Source organism: Calditrichia bacterium (assembly GCA_020634975.1).
GTDB lineage: Bacteria > Calditrichota > Calditrichia > RBG-13-44-9 > J075 > JACKAQ01.
This window is the reverse complement of the sequence record JACKAQ010000001.1, coordinates 1039047-1062633: the sequence shown is the minus strand read 5'-3', so window position 1 is coordinate 1062633 and position 23587 is coordinate 1039047. Positions and strand designations below refer to the sequence as shown.

Genomic DNA, 23587 nt, shown 5'->3' with positions numbered 1-23587 from the left:
TCAAATGAAATCGATAATTGAGATATTGACTGTTTGTGCCAACGTTTGCAATGCGGTCTGAAGCGCCGTCTGTTCAATTTGCAAATTCACAATCGCTTCCGGTTCGTTGGTATCTTGTACGCCAGAGAGAAATTCCTTCAACCGGATATCTTCGCCCTGAAACTGGGTTTCCAGCAATTCAAAGCGATTGATGCGAGCGCCGGCTTTTGTATTCGCGGAAAGCACCTGATCCAATGCGTTATCCATATCCGGAATCAGAGTATCCAACGCTGCAGCATCGTGATTCATGAATGCTGTTCGCACATCTAAGATTGTTTGAAATACGTCAATCGACTCGAGGTAGGCTTCCTGCCCGGTGATGTTGTAGCGGTCGATATTTCCCTGACCTAATTCGGCTTTTAATTCGCCGTCGACACCCTCGGGATTAACTGACACACTGCTAAAATCGGGCGCAAGTGTAAATGGTGTTGTGCTCACATTTGAGCCGCCAAAAATAAAACGCCCTTTGAAACGGGTATTCGCCGTTTCAACAAATTCCTCAACAAGCTCGTTTAGCTGTTCAGCAACGGCATCAAACTCATCGTTGCTGGAGCTATCAATCCCTTGAATGGTCAGTTCCTTTATCGTTGCGATAATATCAGAACTATTTTGGAGGGCATTTGAGGTAAATGTCAAAAATTCGCTGGAGTCTTTTATATTTTTCTGATATTGCTCGTTGTATTTTAATAAGGAGCGATATCGCATTGCGGTTTCCACGCCGGACGGATCGTCAGATATTTGATTGAGTCTTTTCCCGGTGGAAAGATTGCGTTGGAGTGTACTGATACGTTCACGCGTGCTGTTCACCTGGCTGAGCAGGCTTTGGATGCTATAATCCTGGGTAATTCTCATGTCAGTCTTCCTTGACTTTATCCAGTATTTTGATCGGCGGGAATTATTTCCGCGCCGTTTTCTTCCCTGATATTAATTTACAACTACAGATTGATCACTGTTTCCAAAATATCGTCAACAATGCCGATAACCCGTGCCGCTGCTTCCAGCGAACGCTGATATTTGATGAGGTTGGTCATCTCCTCATCCAGCGAAACACCGGATTCCGATTCGCGCTGATTGGTTATCTGGTCGCGTAATAATTCCTGATTTTGACGATCCGTGCCAGCCAATTGCACGCCGGTGCCCAAATCGGTCACTGTAAAGTTGTAATAATCCGCAAATGTTTCCGAACGGGCGTTGAGCAATCGCTGGCTACGCAAGTTGGAAATTGCAAATGCGGCTTCACCATTACCCACACTGCCATCGTTGGATGCCGCAATATTCGCGGTATTATTTCGAATCGTCGATGAGATCTCGATGGTCGATGCATCGGAGCCGGTGAAAAAATTTAACCCGGTATTGGCAACCGGCGGCGATCCTGTCGGTAGTCCTTTACCGGCACGGTGGATCTGATTTACTTCATCAATAAACGATTTTGCCAAAGTGTCCAACCGGTCTAAAACGCTGGCAATCTCGGTGTTATGCATTTCGATAATGCCGCTCAATTTGCCGGTTTGCACATCTAATCGCTGGTTTTGCGAACCTTTCACAAACACAGACAGCTGGTTGCCGTTTCCTTCGCTTTCAATACCCAGTTCACGAAACTGGGTTTGGGAGACCAGCATTTGTCCATTCATGGTTACGGTAATTTGTCCGTTGCTGTCTTCCATGGATTGGATTTGCACAAACTCCGAGAGCTGATCCAGCAAATTATCGCGTTGGTCGCGCAAGTCGTTCGCTGAGCTGAACTGGTCTTCGGAAACGGCGATTTGCCGGTTCAATTCCGAAATCTGCCGGGAAATCTGGTTCACTTGGCGGATGGAAGATTCCGCATCTCTGCGAAGCGAGCTTTGAATCTCGCGCAAACGACCACTTTTGGTTTGGAACGCCTGCGACAAATTTCCGGTTTTTTGAATCAGCACATTTCGCAAATTCATATCTTCCGGGCTGCCGCCAAGCTCACTGAACGCGTTAAAAAAATCGTCCATCAAACTGCCAATGCTGTTGTCCGAAGGTTCCTGAATAATGGTTTCAACCTGATAAAACATCTGCTCCATAACAGAGCTTCTGCCAAAATTGTGGTTCGTGTTGCGGAATTGCACATCCAGCAAAGAGTTGCGAATGCGGTTAACGCCGCCGATATCCACACCCGTGCCAATGGCACCATAAATTGTATCCATCGGATGAGATGTGGTAATATTAACCCGCTGGCGGGAATATCCCGGCGTGTTCACATTGGCGATGTTATGGCTCGAAACATCGATGCCCAGACGATTGGCAGAAACCGCGCGGCTGGCTGTATTCAAACTGTTAAATATGCTTGGCATTGGCTTCTCCTCTCTTTACAGTGTCCGGTCGATTAACACGTTCGCGGCTTTCGATTTTTGATCTTTGCGATAAACCGCGCCACTATCGGCAGTATCAACAATGCTGCGGAACAACCCGCGGATGAAGCTCAACGAGCGGTTCATCAGCAATTGGTTGGTTTCGCGGAGCTCGGCGACAACTTTCAAGATCGTTTTTAACTGATCCTGAAGCCGCTTTGCCTGCATGGATTCTGTTTCCGAAAGGCTGAACCGTTCGGTTACCGGAAGTGGGCGCATTGCCAATTCCTCCGGCGAAAATTTGCTGAGGAGAAGTTGTTGCCAGGCGTTTTCGTATTCCTGGATGGTTTCCAGAATAGCCAATTGCTCCCCGACAACCTCATTAATTTCAGTCATTTGGTTGTTTACCAGAAGCGATTGCTGTTTGGATAGAGATGATTTTAAATCTTCTTGAAGCTGTACCCGTTGTTCCAACAGGTGCAATAAACCGTGTGGTTGTGGCATAATGGGCTCCTTCCCAAAAAAACTTCGTCCATGATTCCTTGACAAGATTCATCTTCGGCGGCGGAATTGTTCACTTTAGCAAAAGTTTTGGAAATTATTTGATGAATTATTTTTGAGGATAAAAGAGGCGCTCTGGCGGAAAAAAGAATAAACTAACCAACTGTTTTTAATCGATCTAAATGGCGAATTGACGGATCAGAAATTGCAATAATTCCGTGGCGTGTGCTTTGGCGTTTTCGCCAACTTCCAGCGCCGGGCCAACGCAGGACGGGCAACCGGATTTACAACCGCAACCTTGCACCAGTTCCAAACATGCCGCCACAACCGGCTTCGGATTGTTGAACAATTTGAAACTCAGCCCGATCCCGCCCGGATACGTATCATATAAATACAGCGCGGGCAGTTGCGAAAATGGCGATTTTATCATCGGGAATGCCCGGATATCGGACGGATCGCACATCAAATATACCGGCGCGATGTTGTGCAACACGTTGGCAATCGCCTGCAGTGCACTGCTCAAATCGCTGGCGGAGAGCTGCATTTCGGCAGCCAATGCCTCCGGCAATTCCAGCCACGCAGCGGCGGTGTGCAGCTCAATTTCCGGTTGATACACCCGTCCGGAACCGATGTTTTCATGCGTAAACAGCTTGATCTTTTTGTAACCGGTGGTAATGGTGTTCACTTTAATTTCGCCGTAGCGCAGCAGCGCTTTTCCCGCCGGTTTTTCCTCATCAACAGCCAGCACTTTGATGTCCGATTTGGTGATCGCGTCCGTAAAATAATCCACCGAAACCTGCCGCACATACGCTTTTTTTCGCTCCAGATCCAGCTTGTCCACATGAAACTGGATGCTGCCGTGCATGTAAATTGCCTCGGTGTGCACCAGCATGTGCGCGCTAAACAAATCGGTTTCACCGATCACGTTTTCACCGTTGGTTGTGTCGATAATTACGACATTGTCCGGCGAGGCGCTGCGCAAGCTCACCTCCTCCGCCGGATACACCTCGCTGCTCCAGTGATATTTTTCGGCGGAATGGTGCAGCACCCGCTGATCCGCCAGATAATCCAGAATTTCCCGCGTCGCCACATCGCTGAAGGTTTCATCTTCGAGAAAGGGGATTTCGAATGCGGCGCATTTGAGATGGCTCATCAAAATCAGCAAATTGTCGGGATCGACAATCCCGTTTTCCGGCGATTTCTGGAAAAAATATTCCGGGTGGCTGATAATAAATTGATCGATCGGCGAGCTGCTGGCAACCATAATCGCCAGCGATGTGCTGCTGCGGCGTCCCGCCCGCCCGGATTGCTGCCATGCCGATGCAATTGTTCCGGGATAACCGGCCATGATCGCCACATCTAACTGCCCGATATCGATGCCCAATTCCAGCGCGTTGGTGCTGATCACGCTGAGAATGCTGCCGTCGCGCAATCCGCGCTCAATTTCGCGGCGCTCCAGCGGCAAATATCCGCCGCGATAACCGCGCACTTTTTTTTCGGGAATTTTCAGGCTGCGCGCCTGCTCCTTTAAATAATGAGTGAGCACCTCAACCCGCATGCGGCTGCGCGCAAAAACGATCGATTGAACGCGGGTTTCCATCATCAATCGGGAAATGCGGTTCACTTCTTTCAGCACCGAGCGGCGAATGCCCAGTTCCGGATTCACCAGTGGCGGGTTGTAAAAAACAAAATGTTTGCTGCCGCGCGGGGCGCCGTTTTGGTCGACCAATTCCACCGGTTCGCCGATCACTTTTTGGGCAAATTCCAGCGGATTGGCGATGGTTGCCGAGCAGCAAATAAACTGCGGATTGCTGCCGTAAAACCGCGCGATGCGCTTCAACCGGCGAATCACATTTGCCAAATGGCTGCCGAAAACCCCGCGATAGTAGTGGATTTCGTCGATAACCACATATTTCAAATTCTCGAACAGCTTTAGCCAGATGGTGTGATGCGGCAAAATTCCCTGATGCAGCATGTCCGGATTGGTCATTACCACATGCCCGGAACGGCGGATGGCCTGTCGCGCGGAAACCGGCGTATCGCCGTCAAATGTGTACGTTTTGATGTCCGCGCCGGCAATGGTCACCAAATCGTGCAGTTCGTGATATTGATCTTGCGCCAGTGCCTTCGTCGGGAAAAAGTAGAGCGCCCGCGCATCCGGGTCTTGCAAAATACGGTTGATTACCGGCAAATTATAGCCGAGCGTTTTGCCGGATGCCGTGGGCGTTACCAGCACCACATTTTTTCCGTTTTGGATGTGCGAAAACGTTTCCGCCTGATGCGAATACAGTTGGCGAATCCCTTTTTGCGCCAGCGCATCGCGCAATCGCGGATCAATCGAATCGGGAAAGTTGGCAAATTGGGCGGCTTTTTCCGGCACGGTTTCCCAATGGGTTACGTGCTGCATAAAATCGTTCTGCTCACGCAGATAAATAATCAGTTGTTCTAAATTCATATTTTTCAGGAAATTATAAAAATGGCGTGAAACGCGAACCGCGTTCCGTTTTGGTTCAGTCGGAAGTTATTCAAAATAAATCGCCGAGCAAAATGAGCAGCGAAATCAACAAAAAAATCAATCCCAGCAGATGCCGCCCGCGCGATCCTGCCAGCGAATAAATACCGCTGACGAGGCAAAACGCGCCGGTCACGCGCATTACCAAAATGGCGATCGGGTCATCCGGATGTATTGCGACGATCAACAAAATGGCTGCCATGTTCAGCCAGCCCAGCGTTGTGAGGTGCCACGCCGTTCGGGTGGAGCGATTGACGTGTTCGTCAATTTCCAGATTTTCCGGATATTCGTGTTTGAACAATCGCGGTAAAAAATGCCGTTCGCCCATCCACGAATGACCCATGCTCAATAAAACGGTAAAAAATGATGCTGCTAACCAGTAATAATTCATGATAGTTATCGCCTTTTATTTTCCGAGACGATGAGGCCGCAAACTTCTCTGGCAATTTTTAGATAAACGCTTTTTATCAATTCTTCATGCTTCTGTTTTTCGCTGAGCGCACGCATATTCCACCACCCGGCTTTGTGAATTTCGTTGAGGTTCCACCAGCCCATTTGGTCCATATGATCCGCTCGAATGGGAAAAGAATGCTGCGGTACTTCTTTTCTGTAACCATCTTCCGTGGACAACATTTTGGTCCAGCGCTGCGATTTCAGCGAAACCAATCCGTCGTTTTCGCCCTCATTTTTATCCAGAATTTTCCAGGCGATCTGAAACGGCAAAAAGGTTTGGTTGAATTCCTGATGGCTGCTGTACGTCTGGTAAAATATCGGATTTTTTGCCTCGAACGCCTCAACTTCACGGTTGAACGCTGCGCAGGATTCCGTTGCGCAACTGCGAATGCCGTCAAAATTCATGATGGTTTTGAGCACGCCGATCACTTTGTCCATGCCGTATTGAATGGCCACATCGGCAACGCTGGTGCCCCAATGCGGTGTTCCGATGGTGGTCAGCGAAGAAATTTTTTCCGCCATATCGTGATTGACAATCATGTGACGGGCATCGAGCCCGCCCATGCTGTGGGCAATTACGTGCACTTTGTCAGTTTTGGTTTTCTCGATGATTTTCAGGATTTCTTTTTTGAGATCTTCCGCGCGGGTTTCCACATCTGCCGCGAAACTGACGCTGGTATGGTAAACCTCAAAATCGTGTTTGCGCAAATAGCTGGCAATGCCCCGGAAATAATGAAACCGGTCGGAAACGAGGCTGAAATCGTATAGCGAGAGGTTGAGTGTGCGGAAAACAGAATCGACGAGATAATCCGGGCGGGCAATGCCGTGGGACAGCACAATCGGGCGTTTTTGAAAAACTTCCGGAAAACGCTTCCGGGCAACAAGGTTTGCATCGTAATATTGATGAAGCTCTTCAAAATCGTCTTCATCAATCTGGATGAATGAATCGCGTTTGTTTCGAATCATGTTGCCTTCGCCGGCAATCGCCGGCTTCCCCCTGGGCAAGTTCCTGTTTTCACGCTATTTTTTCTGCCCGCCATGGCAGAATCGCCTGTATTATAACAATCATTTTCCAAAAATGAAAAACAAAATCGCGGCAATCAGCAAAGAAACAGAGAGTGCAGGATGCCCGTCCTGAACCACAGAAATAACCATTCCCACTACGCAAGCACCGGCAATGAGCGCGCTTTTTAAGCCGCTGAGCGGGTTTTCCTGTTTGTTACCGTCATTCAAAAAATCTTCCAGCGAGCGGGAACTGTCCGAAGCTAGTTTGGGCAACCGAACCATAAAATCCAGCAATTCCGGTGCGCCACGCATAAAATGTTTATATAAATTGTCGAAGCTAAAGTGTTGACTATAAATACGTTGGATGTGTTTTCGCGATAGCGCGGGAACATCCAGATTTGGCGATAAAAATTGCCCGACACCTTCAAACGTTACCAGCGCTTTCACCATCAGCGTCATTTCGACGGGGAAGAAAATCCGGTAGCGGCTGCTCAATCGCAGCGATTCCAGAATGAGTTGCGCCAGACTGAAATTCCCGTGATGCGCCTGCAGCAAAAATCGCCGCAACAAATCGGTAACGGAGCGTTCGAAGCCTTCGGGATCGCCGCCGCGACCCACTTTTGCCATCGCCAGCAAATGTTTGGCGGAACGCTCCACATCGCCATTCACCAGCGCGTAAAAATAATACAGCATTATCCGCATCACTTTTTCATCAAACCGCCCAACCATTCCCAAATCGATAAACGCGATTTTCGGTCCCGGCAAAATAATCAGATTCCCGGCGTGCAAATCGGCGTGAAAAAAGCCATCCTCGAACAACATTTTGATGATGGAAAACGTGCCGATGTCAATAATCTGGCGCTGATCCGCCGCGCTGAGCGACAGAATTTCCGGATCATTCGGTTTGATGCCATTCATGAAAGACATGCACAGCACATCCCGGGTACTGAATTGGCGGTAAATTTTCGGGAATACAATTTCCGGGGAATTTGTAAAATTGGCGGCAAACAGCTCCGCATGATCCGCTTCGTAAACCAGATCAATTTCACGCTCTGTGTAACGCGAAAATTCCGCGATGATCACTTTCGGCTGAAACCGCGGAATAATCCATTCCAGAAAGGTGCCCAAAATTTGCATCAATTTCAGGTCAGACATGATCGTTTCGCGAATGCCGGGTTTGATAACCTTGAGCACCACCGGAATGCCGTCCAGCGTTGTGGCGTGGTGAATTTGCCCGATGGATGCAGAGCCGATCGGCTGCGGATCGACATATAAAAACAGATTTTTCAGGGAGTTATTAAGGCTGCGCTCGATGATTGCGCGAATGCTTTCGAAGGGCACTTCCGGCAAATGATCCAGCAATTGTTTCAGTTCTCCGGTAATATTTTTTGGCAAAATATCTTCCCGGATGGCCATTATTTGCCCGAGTTTGACATACGTTGGCCCCAACATTTCCAGCCGTCGCCGCAATTGCACTTCAAACGGTTGGTTGCGCAATTCTTTTTTGATCGTGAATTTCAAAAAAAATGCCATCACCCGTCGTCCGGCGGAACGAAGCCCTTTTCGCTTGATCGGCGATAAATTGCGCACAGATACCACAAAAGCACCGATGATCAGCCCCAACACGTGTTTATAGAGCTGCACAAAGCGATTGAGTACGCTGCGATATGTCGCTATCGGATTCCGTTTCACAAATGAAATTACCAAAAAAATGGGTGTTAGCAAAAAGGAGAAATTAAATTGCCAAAAATGGAAATAGCCGCCATAGGGCAGCTATTTCCGCGTCGTTGGGGCAATCCGTTAGGATTGACTTTTTGTAATAACTACTTAGTGGAGGACGACTTTTTTCCGTTTTCGCTCAATTTTTTGGTCAATTGCTCAACGGCGTTGGTCAGTTTGTCAACCTTGTCATTCAGCTTATTCACTTCGTTGCGCGAAGATACACCGAATGTTTCCAATGCCTGCTGGAATTTTTCTTCGATGACGGTCGGAACGGAATTGTTCAGTTTTTCCTGAAATTCTTTGGTAATCTGATCGGTTCTTTCAGTGAAAAACGTTTGGAAAGATTCGATGCGTTCTTTGGCACGTTTCTCAACGGTTTCGCCTTTCTTTTCCAGATCTTTCCCTTTTTCGACGAATCCGGTGAACATTTTTTCGCCTTCTTCTTCCAAAGTGGAAAATAATCCGAGACCTGCCAACCAGATATCCCGTGCAGAATCGCTCAACGATTGTTGCAGACGCTCTGCAGATTTGGTTGCCTGATTAAATTCTTCGTTAAATTGATCGGCTACTTTGCGTGCGCCTTCGGTAACCGTATCTTTAGTGGATTTACGCGTAGTCATAACGCTCTCCTTTCGGGTTTATTGATGTTATTTTTCTTTTTTAGGTTGATCACTGTTTATTTGACTGCCAAGGTTGGTGATCAACGATTCCAGCGATTCGAGTCGTTTTTTGAGCTGTTCGATCTCGCTCTCTTTTTCATTTTTTTTGAACAATTTGTTCAATGATTCCGGCATTATCTGATCCAGTTTTTCAAAGCTATCGCGGAACTGTTTCAGGCTGTCGTCCAGCATGTGATTTCCCCAGCGGATCACATCGTGCAGCACATCCGGCGAAAGCGGGTTACGCCCTTTTTTGCCTTCTTCAAAAATAACCTGCGTTAGCGTTTGCGCGGTGATGTCCTCATCGGTTGTATTGTCGATCACTCGCACATCTTCGCCTTTACGAACCAGTTCCGCAATTTCTTCCAGCGAAATATGCTTTTTGGCTTCTGCGTCATACAGCTTGCGATTTCCGTATCGTTTAATTATTCTGCTCATCGTATTCTGTTGCTGCCTTTTTGTTTCATTTTTGACTCAAGGGTAATATAACGCATCGCGTTAGATTTGTCAAGAAATATTTTACGCATTGCGTTAATTTCTTGAATAAAACACATGTTTTTGGTCAAAAAATAACGCAACGCGTCTACGTAATGCGTTATTTTTACGCAACTTGTAAAATATTTAACGCAGTGTTTAATAAATTGAAAATTTTTTCGGATTGAAAAAAGGTAGGTTCAAATACCGCCAAAAACGAAATACAACTGTGCCATTCCTGCCAAAAATCCCAAAACAGCTCCCATCAAAATCAGTTTGAATTCCTCTTCCTGAAAAGCCGGGCGCAGCAAATGTTGGAATTCTTCGGATGAAAGCGCGATCATTCGTTCGCGAATCAAATCTTTTACGATGGCGGCGCGTTCGTCGTTAAATGCGGGATCGTCCATCGCCTGTTCAGAAAACAACAGCGCTTTTTGCGATGCCGTTTCTTTGATGCCCGCAAATTTTTCGGAGCCGATCGCAAACCGGACCAGCGGTTCGGAAATGCCCATCGCTTCATCAATCAAATCGCGAACGTGTGCCCGGACAATTGCATTGGTGCGTTCGGATTTTTCGCCGTGCAGCATGTCATCAATAATATTTTGCACAGTAATAACTTCTTTGGTAACAATTTCGCACCAAATATTGGCCACTTCGTGCTGCCGTTTGAGGAATAATCCCTGTATCACAAACGGGCCTATTTTATGCGGATTCAGCGGTTGGAAAATGATGCGCAGCGCAATCCAATTGGTGGCGTATCCCACAATTACCCCAAACAGCGGTAAAATCCACCAGTTTTGAAAAAAGAACCATATGCCCATCTGCAAAACGCCAAACAGAAAACCAAAATACAGCCCGGAAACAATAATAAACCGGAATTCTTTCGCGCCACATTCCAGAAAAATGCGGTTGACGATGCGTTTATCCTTCACCAATTGGCGGATGACAACCTGTTTCAGATCAACCATATCTTCAATATTTTCAGTCACATCGTCCATTATTCGCCCGACGGTGCCGGATAATTTTTGGCGCACATTGTTGACGATGGAATTTTGCATCATTTCCGGCAGCATTTTCCACGATGCGGGATCTTCTTCCAGCATGATCCATTTGATGTAGGCGTGCAGCCGTGGCTCAATATTTTCCACCAGATGCCGGGCAATTTTTTGGGGCGACATCGCCGCAAATACATCAGATAATTTGCCTAATTTTGAAAGGGTGGAATCTACCGTAATTGCGCCCATTTTTGCCGCTTTGGAAGGGATGATGCCCTGCCAGCCCAAATATGGCGGTTTTCCCCAGGCTTCCAGCGGATAAAACAGCAGTTTGATGGCCACCCAGTTGGTAGACCAGCCAACCAGCGCAGCAACAACCGGGATGCTCAAATATTTCCAAAATTCGATGTCGGTGAGGAGTTCCGGCATTGCAGATCTCTTTTGTCGTGCAGCAGCACGGTATTTTTGTTGCAAAATAAAGTGAGGGCAGCTATTTCTGTGTTGAAAATCGCTGGTGTTAAGCTACCGGAACGCGTTGGTTTTCCAGCCGCATTTGAACAGATTTGATATGGTGAATATTGTGATACAACGTGAACAACAACATTTCCCGCACAGAAATTTTTCCGAGGCTCGGATGTGGTAGCCGGTAGCGATCGAGATCGTTTTCCTGCCATTTTTCGAGGCTGCTGATCAAATCATCACAGAGGTCTTTCCACTGCTGCAATAATTTTTCGCGTTGTAATTCGGGATTTGCTTCGGAAAAATGCGGGCGTTTCGGCTCAAAAAGCCACGGGGATTTAAAACCGCCGGCCAATTTTGTCCGGTAGGTTTTGCGGACGTCCGCATAACGGCGGGAAATTCGTTCGGCGTTGCCGAATAACAACCGGAGAATTGGGCGGGGTAGGTTCATCCCCAGCACCACCGGCCGGGCAGATTTGAGCAAATGATGCAAATGCTCCGCTGGTGACCAGCTTTGTTGGGGCTGCGCCCAGAAAATATCGGTTGGCAGGGTCCCGAAATATTGCGTTACATCGTGGCGAACACGTTGTAATGCCTCAATAATCGGTCGTTTGGTGTAGGGATCGCCCAAATCAATCATACGAAACTCCCGGTGATGGTGGATCGTTGTTCACAATCTGGATTTCTGCACGAATATTTTTCGAAGAGAAAACCTCGTGTAACTGGCGCACCACTTCTTCTTCCACTTTCCGTTCCAGATCGATGAATAATCCGCCCACGCGCGCTGCCAAACGCCCTTTTTCAGTTGCGATGATCTCTCTCGCATTATGAATTTTTATTGTAATCATAATTTTCCAATGTCAAAGAAACTGCCCTGTTTGTTGTTCAATTAACCAATAGAACAGGACTTTTGCAACATGATTTTTGCCGAAAAAAAACGGCTCAGGTTGGTTTGCGACCACCGGGATTTTCCGGCAAACCTTCCCAAAGTTTCACAAATTCCTGATCTTTCTGCAGTTCCAGTAATTTGGCAAAACGGGTGACCAACTGCCCGACTTCCAGCAGGCGTTTTTCATAATTGCGGTTGCTGATTTTTCCATCTTCGGTGAAATATTTGTAAGCTTCCGGCACGGAAACTTGTTGCGGCAGCACCCATGCATGCAGGTTTCGCCCGATGGTTCGCAGGCTGTTCAGCGCATTTATCGCACCCATATTGCCGCCGGAAACGCCAATCAGTCCGAGCATTTTTCCTTCGAATTCGTCAAAACTCATTAAATCCAGTGCGTTTTTGAGAACGCCGCTTAGCCCGGCGTGATACTCCGGTGTACCGAGCAAAATGCCCTGCGCATCTCGGACTTTCTCTCGCAATTGCAATACATCTGGTGGATAATCCGTTTCCTCCACCTGCCCGAAAAACACCAGATTGTATTGCCGTAAATCGATCATCTCGATTTCCGCGCCTTCCATTTCCGCGCCTTTTAGTGCAACTCTCAGGGAGGCACTGGTATAACTACCGTTTCGCAAACTGCCGGAAATTGCCACCACTCGCACATTTCGTGAATTATTGAGATACTTTTTCAATTGATATTTCCCATTTTTTTTACAAATTGAACAATCGGTTCAACAGCTTTTGGTGATCATTATAACATTAAAACAGGAGCGTTGCCACGAAAAGCCATAAAAAGAGCATTAAACTGTCTAAAACTTTTGCGAGAAAATTCCTGTGACAAATATCACGCGCTATTGAGTTATTTACCGTTAGTTTTTGAGGTAATTTTTTTATCCACTCTCTTTGACATTCATTCACAAAATTTTTTTATCGAGCAGATTTCCCGGAAAATTGTTGGCAATTTTCTTTTGAACATTAAAAAACTACCCGTTTTGGTAACAAAGGAGCGGTTTATGAAGCGATTAATGCTATCGTTTTTGACTGTGTGGATGATCTTTTTTTCGCAGCACCTTTTTGCACAGGCAGCAGATGACGCTAATGATGCAACTTATAATGATGGTTGGCAGTCTGGAGATAATGGCGGAAGTGGATTTGGTGCGTGGACACTTTCCCCAAATCCTAATAACGATTTTGCAGGCTTTTTTATTGGAAGTTCAAAAGTCAATGGAAATGGTGACTCAAATAATGACAATGATATAAATACTGGCGTTAATTTTGATGAGGCGTGGGCGTTATACGCAAAGCCTTTTAATAACAGTGAAGCATACCGATCACTTAATTCACCACTTTCTGTTGGGCAACGTTTTTCTATCGACATGGACAATGGGTTTATTGAATCTGGCGCGGAAGTTGGTTTTGAACTTAGAAATACTACATCTGAATCATTATTACGATTTTATTTCAAAGGTGGTGAAAGTGTCTATAAAATTGAAGAATTAAGTGGCACAGTTTCAACCAGTCAAGGGTTTACGAATGAAGGCCTTCGCATTGAAATAATATTGACAAGTACGTCAAACTATCGACTTGTTTTGACAGACTTATTTGATAGTAGTGAAGAAGTTATTAATGGTTCGTTAAAAAGCACGGTTAGTAGCCAAAGTTTTAGCATTTTACGTTTGTTTAATTTGGGTTCGGCACCTAATCAACTAAATACTGATCAACACAACCTTTTTTTCAACAGCCTGAGCGTCCAAACCGACGCAAATCGTCCAACTGTTGAATTGGCAAATGTAAGCGGAACAGTCGCTAACGCCACACTGCTGGACTCTAAAGCGGGTGATTTGGGCATCGTTCGCATCGAAGTAAAGCAATTGCAGGATGCAACGTTAACCGTCGATAGCAATGCTGCAAGCCTGAACGATGTGATCACAAAACAACTCGTTTCCTCGGTTCCTGTGAGCGTTACCGCAACGGGAGCTGATCCACGAGTGAGCTTGCTGGTAACTGATGTCGCCGGAAACGAAACCGTGTGGTTTTTCGATTTTCTGAATATGTAAAACATTGAAAATAATACGAATAGCAAACGGATATTGATTGAGAAAAAGGAACTTCGAAATGAAAAAATATGTACTGTTACTGCTGGTTTCCATGCTGTTGTTATTGGGGAGCTGCGAAAAAAACATCCAGTCCATCAGCAGCGAAACGGATGCAGCACCGGTGGGGCAAAACGTTCTTCTCAAAGGATTCGGGATTGAAATTGACGAAGCCAGCGGCAGATTTACGCTGTATCAAAACGGGCAGCCGGTTGGATTGGGCAAGCTCGGCAGCCCTGCGGAAGTGATGGGCGATATTAGCAGCACCGTAACGCTGGACGATATCAAATACACCGCCGAAGGCTGTGGCACACCGTCCGATCTGATTCGCGAAATATCGCTGGACTTTACCAATAAAAGCGACAGCCCGACGTATGCGTATATCGTGCCCCAAAATTTTAGCGGATTCAACACCGATGGCGTTAGCGGATACGTCGATACCGATGTTGCACCAGGCGAGCAATTTCACGTCGTTATTCAGGTGAAACTGAGCACCTGCGCGGCATTCAGCGTTTATTTTGATTTGTATGATAATTTCTAAATTGTAAATTATTGCGTGTTGCCGGGGCAAACGCCCCGGCAATTTGTTTCTCTCCAAAAAACAACCAACAATTTTTGTCACCCGGAATTAACCAGTGGGGGATTTTTCTGATGAAATGGTATTCGTACACATTTTTAACGCTATTTTTTTCATTCTATTTGTGTGCACAAACGACGGTTTTTATTAATGAAATTCATTATGATAATGCTGGCAGTGATGTGGGTGAGGGTGTGGAAATCGCCGGGCCGGCTGGGACGGATTTATCAGGGTGGTCAATTGAGTTTTATAGGGACACAGGGACAATTTATAGCACAGTTAATTTGTCAGGAGTTATTCCAAATCAATTAAATGGCTTTGGAACCCTATTCTTTACAGAATCCGGTATACAAAATGGTCCAGCTGATGGTTTATCCTTAGTCGATGATCTGTATAATTTAAAGCAATGTCTTAGTTACGAAGGTAGTTTGGTCGCTGTTGAAGGTACGGCAGCAGGCTTAACGTCAACTGATATTAATGTCACCGAAAGCGATGCTGACACCCCATCGGAAATTCCTCCAGCTAAAAGGCTACAGCACAACTTACGAAGATTTTGAATGGCAGGGCGATTCGGTTGCTAATACTTACGGTGCAGTCAACACAAATCAGGTTTTTATTTTCGATAAAGAATTGCCTTCCGTAACAACCGTTTCAATCGAAAGCGGTATCGCAAATATTGAGTTCAGTGATGCAATTTCCGGTATCGCATCAATAAGCGTTAAGGTGTTAACTGGCGCAACGCTGACACTGATGGCATGCCGTTTAATCAAAATGATGTTTACAATCCAGCGTCACCGGAAAATACCGTCGATGCAATTTTGACCGGATCAAATAGCGACAAAGCCCGTTTGGTGATTACCGATTTAGCCGGCAACGAAACCGTGTGGTTTTTCGATTTCATGCAATAAACACAATACTTCTTTCCTTCCAATAACGCAAAAAAGGCGCACCGAAATTCGATGCGCCTTTTTCAATACATCTCTGCAAGCTGTTTTAAATCAACGGTTTAGCATCATCTTTTTCACCAGCTTTACATCGCCGGCTTCCAGCGAGTAGAAATAAATTCCCGATGAAACGCCGTTGCCGCGCAGGTCGGTGCCGTCCCAATTAAATTGATAGGTTCCCGCCGGTAATTCGCGATTAACCAGTTCTTTCACCTTTTGACCGATCACGTTGTAAATCGCCAATTTGGCAAATTGCGCTGTCGGCAGTGCAAATGTGATGGTCGTGTTCGGGTTGAACGGGTTCGGGTAATTTTGTTCCAGCGCGATGGCTTTCGGCAGCGATTCGCTGTCGTCCGGATCTACGCTCAGCGGCGTTGCGGAAAGGTTCAAATTCATGACCATAATTGAGCCGTTGCCACTGTTGTACGTCATCAATTCCGTGCGGCTTTGGTAGCCGACTTTGCTGGCGCGAACGGTCAATTGTCCGCTGTGTAAGCCCATCATCTGATAATTGCCCTGAGCATCGCTGAGATCGTAACCGGCAATTTCGCCGCTGCCATCCATCAACGTCACCAGCACGCCGGAAACCGGCTCGCCGAAATCATCGGTGATTGCGCCGGTCATCATCGCGTTGGTGGCTGGCGCGATATTCGCGGGTGTCAGAAACGCATCGACGCTGAACACATTTCCGAATGCCGGTACCGGTGTGGCATCTTCCCAAACCAGCACATCGTTGTAAAATTCCGGAACGTAGCCATCGGCGGCGAACAATACGGCGTATTCACCCGCTTCCAAACCCGAAATTGTGTAAAATCCACTGGAATCACTCTGCGCCATGAACATCAGGCCGTGATCGATGCTGGTGGCGATTACGGTTGCGTTATTTAATGCGAACCCGTTTCCGCCGAGCACAAATCCGCTGATGCTATTTTCTCCAACGGTGCTTTCGCTGAGTGTGAAATTGACGTTTTGGATGAGCGTATCGCCGGTGACAAAAATGGGGTCTGCCAGATATTTTGCCGGCTGCTCTTCCCAATATTCGATGCGATAACCATCTGCGCCGGCAGATGCGCTGAATACGTTAAATGGTAGTAATCCGGTGTTTGCGGTGATGCTGTAGTTGCCGGCGTTATCTGTAACGCTGCGGAAAATCAGCGAATCGTTGAATATCGGGAAGCCGAAAAAACTGCCCTCGATGGTCACCAATGCGCCTTCAATAGGATTGCCCGAATCATCTGTAACGGTTCCCGTGAAGGTTGCATTGATCGGCGGAATCGAATCCGGTACGCCAAAATTGATGTTGCCCGTTGTGTCGTTCGCGACGACAGAAACCGGGGTTGCTTCGGCGAGCGTTTGCGCGTCATCAAAATATTCGCGATAAAACATTGGGAATATGTTTAGCGAATCCATCGCGTAATATGTAGCTGCCACAACATAATCGCCCTCCGGCGCCTGCACGGCGTAAAATCCCTGAGGGTTTGTGACTGCGCTAAAGTTTACATTTCCGCCGATCAGCTCGATAACTGCGCCGTTCACCGGAGTGCCGCTGCCGTCGAAAGTCACCTGACCGGTGATCCAACCGGTGGGGCCGTTGAACAGCGATTCCAGGAGAATGTCAAACTGATTTTCGCCGGAAGTAATTACCAATTCCGGCGAATGAAAGGGCTGATATCCGTTTGCATTCGCAAAAATCATGTACAGACCGGGTTCGATATTTGGGACGCTGTAGCTGCCATCGGGGTTATTGGTGACCGGCTCGATCGGAAAACCGCTCGGTGTATCGATCGGAATCAGTTCGATGAAGGTCGGATAAATGGCGCTGCCGTTTGGATCGTTTTCCCGAACGGTGCCCGAAAGTGTGGCTGAGCCGCCGCTCGTTGCGCTTTCCGGCACACCAAAATCGATGCCGTCGGTGATGGCATTTTCCGTAACGGTAACTACTGTTGCTTCGTTGAAGGTTTGCACATCATCGTAAAATTCGCGATAGGATGAGGTTGTGCCCATCGTGTCCAATCCGACTCTTACTGCGACATAATAATCGCCGGTAAGTGTTGTAATAGAGTAGTTTCCTTGAAAATCGGTAAAGGCGCGGTCAATAATGTTGCCGTTTACATTCAGCAATTCGATAAACGCGTTGGCAACCGGGGCACCGCTGGAATCGTATTTCACATTGCCGGAGATCGTGCCAATCAACGGCGTGGGCTCTACTGCCAGCGCAAAATTGAGCGTATCGACCCGGTTATCCTGCAGCACGACCGGACCAAAATTTTGGTTTTCGTATCCGGGTGCGAAAACGCTGCCATAATAAGTGCCTGCCGGAATGCCGGTAAAATAGTAAATCCCACTCGGTTGATTTACTTCGAGAAAAAACAGCGAATCACCGATAGGTGTATTGCCGTGCACTTCCACAAACGCGGGATAAACCGGTAAACCGGTTGCCGAATCGGTGATCACACCGGTTAGCGAGCCCAAGCCTGTCGGGACTCCAACCGGAGTTAATTGAATAAAAAAATTGTTAATCTGCGTGTTAACATCAAAATAAAGGCTGATGAACGGCGATGTCTGGAAGCTGTCTTTTTCAACAACAACTAAATACTGTCCAATTTCGACATCATCGAATGCAAAATTTCCACCGGCGTCCGTCATTTGTTGATAGCTGATTGCGCCATTTTGTTGCAACGATATCAGCGCATCCGCTATAAATTCACCGGTTATTGCATTCTGCACTTTACCGGAAAAGCGATTGTTCAGCGTTCCCACCGGCGAAAGCGTAAAATCAATTTGTAGCTGGGTGTTGCCGCTCAGCAGAATTCCACCGGCTTGCTGGCGAATGTATCCGTTCAGGTCTGCCGAAATAAAATATTCGCCATCTGCCATGTTTTCAATAAGATAGCCGCCGTCGAAACCGGTTGTTGTTTCGTAAAACAGCGAGTCGCCGTTTGTGTTGTAACCGAGTGCCATCACCAGTGCACCGTTCAGCGGTGTGCCGTTGATAGCATCCGTTACCGTCCCGGAAATCGAGGCGCCAAACATCGGCAGCGTCACAATACCCAGCAACAGAACAGCTTTCATTAAAACTGATTTCATAATACCTCCATGATTGACAATTGATCTCGTGGTTTTTTATTTCATCCCTGATGGATCAAATTTAATGCCAGTTTTGATAGAAATTGAGCAATACCATATTTTTGGCAAAAAATCGCCTGTTAAGCGTCATTTGGCGGCTATGCGGCACGAAATAATGCGATTTTAAAACCCGGAAATTTGGTGAACAGTGAAAATTCTGCGCGAAGCTATGCAAATTTTGCAGGGTTGGTTTTTATTGATTGGGTCAGGAAGGATAAAGGACGAAGGGGCAATCGGGAAAAATAGAAAATGGGAGAGATTTTTATGCTATGTTACAGAGATGCTGTATTTGCAGTTGAATTATTGTAACACAACTGTCAACTGCGATGCAAAATTGTATCGAGCATCCAAATAATTAAACCGCCGCGGATGCTCCACGCTGCTGTGCGAATCCAGTTGGAATTTGTTAAAAATTGGTGGGCGCGTTCGTCAAAACCGCTGCTGAGGATGTTGTGTTGGGGAACCTGCAGAAAAAATGTGGAAAGCCAAATGAGGATCACCAGCGCCAGCCCTAGCCAAATTGCCGGAACCGGAATTTCCGGCGGATGGAAATAGAGCAGTAGTACTGCGGTGAACAGCTCGGCGATCATTAACGTAGCGACAATTGGGGAAATGCGTTTGGAGTGGGCAATTTCGTATGCGGCAAAATCTGCCGGATCTACCATTTTGAACAACGGGTAGTGAACCAGTTGCACAAACCAGATAATACCGACCATGCAGAGCGTTACGCCAACGTGGATGAGAAAATTCAGCTTTGTTAACCCTGCAATATCTTCCATAAAAACAACCTGTTAAAACGTGTTATTTCAACAAAATCATCCGGCGGGATTCCCGAACGCCATCCACCGTTAGGACATAAAAATAGATGCCGCTGCCGATATTTCCAGCGAAAAATTCAATTTCGTGCGAACCGGCGGGCTTGCGTCCGTTCAGCAATTCTGCCACGGTTCTGCCGGTCAAATCGACAATGCGCAGCGTTACATTTGCCGATTGCGATAGCTGAAATGGGATCATTGTCGTCGGGTTAAACGGATTCGGGTAATTTTGCTGCAATGTAAACTGATTCGGTAACGGCTCGTTTTCAGGAGTGTCAATTGCCGTTGGCGGCAGGGGAATAAAGGTGCGAAATATGCCATTACCACTGGTTCCGGCATATAAATATCCATCGGGGCTGATGGCTAACGACCACACGCCAGCGCTAAATAATCCGCCAACCGGCAGTTCCCATGTGATGCCGTTATCGCCGGAAACAGCAACGCCGGAACCGTGAGTTGCCGCGAATAAATCGCCGTTTGGCGCGGTGACCAAATCCATAATATGAATGTTGGACAACGTGGTTTGGCTCCAAATGCCGTTGTTGGGCGGCAGAATAAATACGCCCTGCGCCCATGCGCCGGCAAATAATTCGCCATTCGGTTTGGCCAGCAACGTGCGGATGTCTACACCTTCCAGCCCGAGACCGGTGGTGTTCCATTCCAGTCCGTCGTTGCCGGAGCGGAAAATGCCGACATTGCTCACCGCTGCAAAAATTTCGCCGCTGGCGGCTATTTGCAAATCGTAAACCGTTGCGGGAGATGGTAATCCCAAATCGAGCAATTCCCAGCTTCCGCCACGGTTGCTGCTGCGAAATACGCCGTCCAGCAATGTTCCGGCAAACAGCTCGCCGTTGATGCCTTTTTGGAGGGTAAAAACAAACGGGGATAAAATACCTGTTGAGGCGATTTCCCATGTATCGCCGTTATCGGTGGAGCGAAAAATCCCATCGCCGAAGGTGCCGGCATACACCCAACCGGTGTCGTCCACTGCCAAACTCAAAATACCGCCGGTCGATAATCCGCTGCCCAGATTCGTCCAGCTTTGGCCGTTATTGGTGGAGCGAAAAATACCGTCGCCATGTGTAGCAACAAAAATATGCCCCTGTGCATTAAAAACGATGTCGTTGACAGCAACGTTATCGAGCGAGGTTGGCAGCCAAAAGGAATCCGTTACCGCTGCTTCGGCGGAAAAACGCTGTTCATTTTCGCCGGTTGCTGTAATTTCCGGTGCATCCCATGGAAAAAGCTGCCCGAATGCCAATCCGGTCAACGCCAACATCATCGCTGCTGTTTTCAACAATTGCTTTCGCATGATCATCGTCCGTTCGTGAAACACTTTATTTGAGATAATAAGATTTTCCCCGGAACTCCGCAATCTAAAATTTTTTCGCTACTTTTTTCAAAAAACCGGCGAACCCGCATTTCCGCAGGCTCGCCAGCTGTTCAGGTTCCAACCGCTATTTGGAACATTTATTTAATCAACATCATGCGTTTGGTGGCGGAAAAACTGCCGGCGTTCAACTGATAAAAATAGATGCCGGATGCCAAATTCGACGCATCGAAAGTGATCTGGTAACTGCCTGCGGGGCGGTCGCCGCTGATCAGTGTTGCAATTTCTTTGCCAGTGATGTCAAATATCTTCAGCGATATTTTTTGTGATTCCGGCAAAGCGAATGCAATCGTGGTGGACGGGTTGAACGGATTCGGGTAGTTTTGCTCCAGCGAATACGATTTTGCAACGCCCGGCTCCACGGTTTCGATGCCCGTGACCACCGGCAGCGGAATGGCATTTCCGGATGCGGTAACGGCAATCAGTGCGAATGCTTCGCCGTTCTGGTTTGCCGACGGATCGACAAATCCGGATGCCAAAACAGTGAGTGCGCTGTCCGGAAATGCGCTCAACGGCGCGGTGTATTTGAAGATTTTGGTCGTGTTTCCGGCATCGGTAATGTCCAGCGTGTAGTTGATTGCCGGAACAGACAGATACGGGGTGAAGTCGCTATATGCAGCATTATTAACAAGTTGCGCAACGTCCCGCGCATACACATCTACCGTCGGAGCATCGGTTGCGCCGTGCACCACAAACAATTGTGTTTCGCCGGATGCGTCGGATACTTCACGACCGCGATCGTTGATAAACAGCGTGAATGCGGTGCTGCGTCCGTCCGGATTTGCGGCAAAACTGTTCGGATCGAGCACGCCGTTGGCGATTGCCACATACGTTGCGCCACCCAACAAAACTGCCGGGAAATTTTTGAGCGTATCGGCAACCGAGCCGCTGTTTCCGGCAGCAACGCCGATGTTCAATTCGGTCAACGCAGGCGCATCGATAAACGGCGTGGCGGTGCGGAATGCAAAATCATCGAGCAGCAATCCGCCGTTCAGATATACATCCACGGCTGCGGCTGCCGGATCTGCTGCGTTGTGAATCACCTGCAACCGTGCTGTGTCCAGCAGCGGGAATTCAACAACGTTGCCATCGGGCAGCGCCGCGAAAATACCGAAGCCTTCGCCATTTTGATTCTGTGCCGGATTCAAAAATCCGGATGCAAAAACCGCTGCCGCGCCGCCTGCCAAACCGGATAAATCTGCACCGAACGAGGCAACGTAAACCGTTCCGGTAGCGTCAGTTACGTCCAGAATGTAACTGGCTGCGGGAACGGAAATATAATCCTGACCACGTGCAATATCGCCGTATGCGGCGTCATCCACCAGTGTTGCCACATCGCGGGCGGTTACGTCAACGGTGGGCGCGTCGGATGCGCCGTGCAGCACAATAAATTCCACATTCGATGCGTTGATTGCCGCTTCCTGCGCCATCGCATCGATGAACAATGTGAATGCAGTGCTGCGTCCGTCCGGATTTGCCGCAAAGCTGTTGGGATCGAGCACGCCGTTGGCAAATGCGATGTAGCTTTCGCCGGGCGTGAGCGTCAGCGCGAAATTTTTGAGCGTATCCGCAACGGAACCACTGTTTCCGGCGGCAACGCCAACGTTGATCACTTCGCCGGCCGGTGCATCGATAAACGGCGTGGCTGCGCGGAATGCGAAATTGTCGAGCAACAATCCGTCGTTCAAATACACATCAACGGATGCGGCTGCCGGATCTGCGGCGTTGTGAATCACCTGCAACCGTGCGGTGGTCACCAACGGCAATTCGACAACTAATCCATTGGCCAATGCGGCAAAAATACCGAAGCTTTCCCCATTCTGATTTTGGGCAGGGTTCAGAAATCCTGAAGCAAAAACAGCCGCAGCGCCGCCGCCCAAACCGGATAAATCGGCGTCAAATGTTGCCACGCGAACGGTTCCGGTGGCATCGGTCACGTCCAGCAAATACGCTCCGGCGGGCACGGGAATGTATTCGGTGAAATCGCCGTATGCGGCATCGTTCACCAATGTCGTAACATTGCGTGCGTTAACATCAACTGTTGGTGCGTCGGATGCGCCATGCAGCACGGTAAACTCAACATCCGAACCCGACGATGTCTCACGGGCAGCAGGATTTACGAACAGCGTAAACGCGGTGCTGCGTCCATCGGGATTTGCCGCAAAGCTGTTGGGATCGAGCACGCCGTTGGCAACGGCGATATACGTCTCATTTTCCGCCAGCGTAACCACAAAATTTTTGAGCGTATCGGCAGCCGAACCGCTGTTCCCCGGCGCAACGCCGATGTTCAACGGCGTATTTGCCGGAGCATCGATAAATCCTGTTGCTGCGCGAAACGCGAAGTCATCCAGCAAAATACCGCCATTCAAATAAACATCCACAACTGCGGCGGCGGGATCCGCTGCATTGTGTATCACTTGCAATCTTGCGGTTTGCGCCGCAGCGCCACCGCCGATCAACATCAGCGATATCATCGCAAACATAAAACTGCGAAAAAATTTCATCATCACAACCTCCATCGGTAAAGTTAAGATTTAACATGAAGCGACTTTGGGTGTGTTTTCCTTCCATCAGCCCAAATCGCTCAAAACGCTCAAATACAAGCCACATGCCAAA

21 protein-coding genes are annotated in these 23587 nt (G+C 47.9%); 4 read left to right on the top strand and 17 right to left on the bottom strand.

Going from position 1 to position 23587, the window contains the following annotated elements; all coding sequences use genetic code 11:
* From flgL to H6629_04040, 13 genes are all read right to left on the bottom strand, one after another.
* The gene (gene flgL, locus H6629_04100) at positions 1-891 is read right to left on the bottom strand and encodes a flagellar hook-associated protein FlgL (protein ID MCB9066976.1); all 891 of its coding nucleotides are present in this window, start codon (positions 889-891) and stop codon (positions 1-3) included.
* An 83-nt stretch (positions 892-974) separates the two neighbouring features.
* The gene (flgK, locus tag H6629_04095; protein MCB9066975.1) at positions 975-2360 is read right to left on the bottom strand and encodes a flagellar hook-associated protein FlgK; all 1386 of its coding nucleotides are present in this window, start codon (positions 2358-2360) and stop codon (positions 975-977) included.
* Between the two features lie 15 nt (positions 2361-2375).
* Positions 2376-2861: a flagellar export chaperone FlgN gene (flgN, locus tag H6629_04090; protein MCB9066974.1), complete on the bottom strand. Its 486-nt coding sequence runs from the start codon at positions 2859-2861 to the stop codon at positions 2376-2378.
* A gap of 175 nt (positions 2862-3036) precedes the next feature.
* A complete protein-coding gene (locus H6629_04085) occupies positions 3037-5313 on the bottom strand; it encodes a DEAD/DEAH box helicase (GenBank protein ID MCB9066973.1) in 2277 nt (758 codons plus the stop codon).
* A gap of 70 nt (positions 5314-5383) precedes the next feature.
* Positions 5384-5761: a hypothetical protein gene (locus H6629_04080; GenBank protein MCB9066972.1), complete on the bottom strand. Its 378-nt coding sequence runs from the start codon at positions 5759-5761 to the stop codon at positions 5384-5386.
* 5 nt (positions 5762-5766) lie between these two features.
* Complete coding sequence (locus tag H6629_04075) at positions 5767-6789, bottom strand: alpha/beta fold hydrolase (protein MCB9066971.1); 1023 nt, start codon at positions 6787-6789, stop codon at positions 5767-5769.
* Between the two features lie 99 nt (positions 6790-6888).
* Positions 6889-8520, bottom strand: coding sequence for an AarF/ABC1/UbiB kinase family protein (locus H6629_04070; GenBank protein MCB9066970.1), 1632 nt, complete (start codon positions 8518-8520; stop codon positions 6889-6891).
* Positions 8521-8651: 131 nt separating this feature from the next.
* Positions 8652-9170 carry a phasin family protein gene (locus H6629_04065; protein ID MCB9066969.1) on the bottom strand — a complete coding sequence of 173 codons (519 nt, stop codon included), beginning with the start codon at positions 9168-9170 and terminating at the stop codon, positions 8652-8654.
* 27 nt (positions 9171-9197) lie between these two features.
* The gene (locus H6629_04060) at positions 9198-9647 is read right to left on the bottom strand and encodes a polyhydroxyalkanoate synthesis regulator DNA-binding domain-containing protein (GenBank protein ID MCB9066968.1); all 450 of its coding nucleotides are present in this window, start codon (positions 9645-9647) and stop codon (positions 9198-9200) included.
* Positions 9648-9883: 236 nt separating this feature from the next.
* Positions 9884-11107 (bottom strand): hypothetical protein, encoded by a 1224-nt coding sequence (locus H6629_04055; GenBank protein MCB9066967.1) that lies wholly within the window; start codon positions 11105-11107, stop codon positions 9884-9886.
* An 88-nt stretch (positions 11108-11195) separates the two neighbouring features.
* Positions 11196-11777 carry a DinB family protein gene (locus tag H6629_04050; GenBank protein MCB9066966.1) on the bottom strand — a complete coding sequence of 194 codons (582 nt, stop codon included), beginning with the start codon at positions 11775-11777 and terminating at the stop codon, positions 11196-11198.
* On the bottom strand, positions 11770-11985 hold the full coding sequence (locus H6629_04045) for a hypothetical protein (GenBank protein MCB9066965.1): 216 nt from the start codon (positions 11983-11985) through the stop codon (positions 11770-11772). Before H6629_04045 ends, H6629_04050 begins: the two co-directional genes overlap by 8 nt.
* A 94-nt stretch (positions 11986-12079) precedes the next feature.
* On the bottom strand, positions 12080-12718 hold the full coding sequence (locus tag H6629_04040; GenBank protein ID MCB9066964.1) for an NAD(P)H-dependent oxidoreductase: 639 nt from the start codon (positions 12716-12718) through the stop codon (positions 12080-12082).
* A 321-nt stretch (positions 12719-13039) separates the two neighbouring features.
* Here H6629_04040 and H6629_04035 point away from each other — a divergent pair, with 321 nt between their 5' ends.
* The 4 genes from H6629_04035 (at position 13040) to H6629_04020 (ending at position 15518) form a co-directional block, all read left to right on the top strand.
* Positions 13040-14083 (top strand): hypothetical protein, encoded by a 1044-nt coding sequence (locus H6629_04035; protein ID MCB9066963.1) that lies wholly within the window; start codon positions 13040-13042, stop codon positions 14081-14083.
* 58 nt (positions 14084-14141) lie between these two features.
* Positions 14142-14660 (top strand): hypothetical protein, encoded by a 519-nt coding sequence (locus tag H6629_04030; protein MCB9066962.1) that lies wholly within the window; start codon positions 14142-14144, stop codon positions 14658-14660.
* Positions 14661-14770: 110 nt separating this feature from the next.
* Complete coding sequence (locus H6629_04025) at positions 14771-15253, top strand: hypothetical protein (protein MCB9066961.1); 483 nt, start codon at positions 14771-14773, stop codon at positions 15251-15253.
* Entirely contained in the window at positions 15189-15518 is a 330-nt protein-coding gene (locus tag H6629_04020) for a hypothetical protein (protein ID MCB9066960.1), read from the top strand. The genes H6629_04025 and H6629_04020 overlap by 65 nt, the downstream gene beginning before the upstream one ends.
* A gap of 176 nt (positions 15519-15694) precedes the next feature.
* Here H6629_04020 and H6629_04015 read toward each other — a convergent pair whose 3' ends face one another.
* From H6629_04015 to H6629_04000, 4 genes are all read right to left on the bottom strand, one after another.
* Complete coding sequence (locus H6629_04015; GenBank protein ID MCB9066959.1) at positions 15695-18727, bottom strand: carboxypeptidase regulatory-like domain-containing protein; 3033 nt, start codon at positions 18725-18727, stop codon at positions 15695-15697.
* A gap of 356 nt (positions 18728-19083) precedes the next feature.
* The gene (locus H6629_04010) at positions 19084-19482 is read right to left on the bottom strand and encodes a hypothetical protein (GenBank protein ID MCB9066958.1); all 399 of its coding nucleotides are present in this window, start codon (positions 19480-19482) and stop codon (positions 19084-19086) included.
* 85 nt (positions 19483-19567) lie between these two features.
* Complete coding sequence (locus H6629_04005) at positions 19568-20893, bottom strand: T9SS type A sorting domain-containing protein (protein MCB9066957.1); 1326 nt, start codon at positions 20891-20893, stop codon at positions 19568-19570.
* Positions 20894-21051: 158 nt separating this feature from the next.
* The gene (locus H6629_04000; GenBank protein ID MCB9066956.1) at positions 21052-23478 is read right to left on the bottom strand and encodes a DUF4397 domain-containing protein; all 2427 of its coding nucleotides are present in this window, start codon (positions 23476-23478) and stop codon (positions 21052-21054) included.
* Positions 23479-23587 lie beyond the last annotated feature (109 nt).

What these genes read in the sequence shown, in the direction of transcription:
- flgL (MCB9066976.1), bottom strand. Translation starts at nt 891, where the DNA reads ATGAGAATTACCCAGGATTATAGCATCCAAAGCCTGCTCAGCCAGGTG.
- flgK (MCB9066975.1), bottom strand. Translation starts at nt 2,360, where the DNA reads ATGCCAAGCATATTTAACAGTTTGAATACAGCCAGCCGCGCGGTTTCT.
- flgN (MCB9066974.1), bottom strand. Translation starts at nt 2,861, where the DNA reads ATGCCACAACCACACGGTTTATTGCACCTGTTGGAACAACGGGTACAG.
- H6629_04085 (MCB9066973.1), bottom strand. Translation starts at nt 5,313, where the DNA reads ATGAATTTAGAACAACTGATTATTTATCTGCGTGAGCAGAACGATTTT.
- H6629_04080 (MCB9066972.1), bottom strand. Translation starts at nt 5,761, where the DNA reads ATGAATTATTACTGGTTAGCAGCATCATTTTTTACCGTTTTATTGAGC.
- H6629_04075 (MCB9066971.1), bottom strand. Translation starts at nt 6,789, where the DNA reads ATGATTCGAAACAAACGCGATTCATTCATCCAGATTGATGAAGACGAT.
- H6629_04065 (MCB9066969.1), bottom strand. Translation starts at nt 9,170, where the DNA reads ATGACTACGCGTAAATCCACTAAAGATACGGTTACCGAAGGCGCACGC.
- H6629_04060 (MCB9066968.1), bottom strand. Translation starts at nt 9,647, where the DNA reads ATGAGCAGAATAATTAAACGATACGGAAATCGCAAGCTGTATGACGCA.
- H6629_04055 (MCB9066967.1), bottom strand. Translation starts at nt 11,107, where the DNA reads ATGCCGGAACTCCTCACCGACATCGAATTTTGGAAATATTTGAGCATC.
- H6629_04050 (MCB9066966.1), bottom strand. Translation starts at nt 11,777, where the DNA reads ATGATTGATTTGGGCGATCCCTACACCAAACGACCGATTATTGAGGCA.
- H6629_04045 (MCB9066965.1), bottom strand. Translation starts at nt 11,985, where the DNA reads ATGATTACAATAAAAATTCATAATGCGAGAGAGATCATCGCAACTGAA.
- H6629_04035 (MCB9066963.1), top strand. Translation starts at nt 13,040, where the DNA reads ATGAAGCGATTAATGCTATCGTTTTTGACTGTGTGGATGATCTTTTTT.
- H6629_04030 (MCB9066962.1), top strand. Translation starts at nt 14,142, where the DNA reads ATGAAAAAATATGTACTGTTACTGCTGGTTTCCATGCTGTTGTTATTG.
- H6629_04025 (MCB9066961.1), top strand. Translation starts at nt 14,771, where the DNA reads ATGAAATGGTATTCGTACACATTTTTAACGCTATTTTTTTCATTCTAT.
- H6629_04020 (MCB9066960.1), top strand. Translation starts at nt 15,189, where the DNA reads ATGCTGACACCCCATCGGAAATTCCTCCAGCTAAAAGGCTACAGCACA.
- H6629_04015 (MCB9066959.1), bottom strand. Translation starts at nt 18,727, where the DNA reads ATGAAATCAGTTTTAATGAAAGCTGTTCTGTTGCTGGGTATTGTGACG.
- H6629_04010 (MCB9066958.1), bottom strand. Translation starts at nt 19,482, where the DNA reads ATGGTCGGTATTATCTGGTTTGTGCAACTGGTTCACTACCCGTTGTTC.
- H6629_04005 (MCB9066957.1), bottom strand. Translation starts at nt 20,893, where the DNA reads ATGCGAAAGCAATTGTTGAAAACAGCAGCGATGATGTTGGCGTTGACC.
- H6629_04000 (MCB9066956.1), bottom strand. Translation starts at nt 23,478, where the DNA reads ATGATGAAATTTTTTCGCAGTTTTATGTTTGCGATGATATCGCTGATG.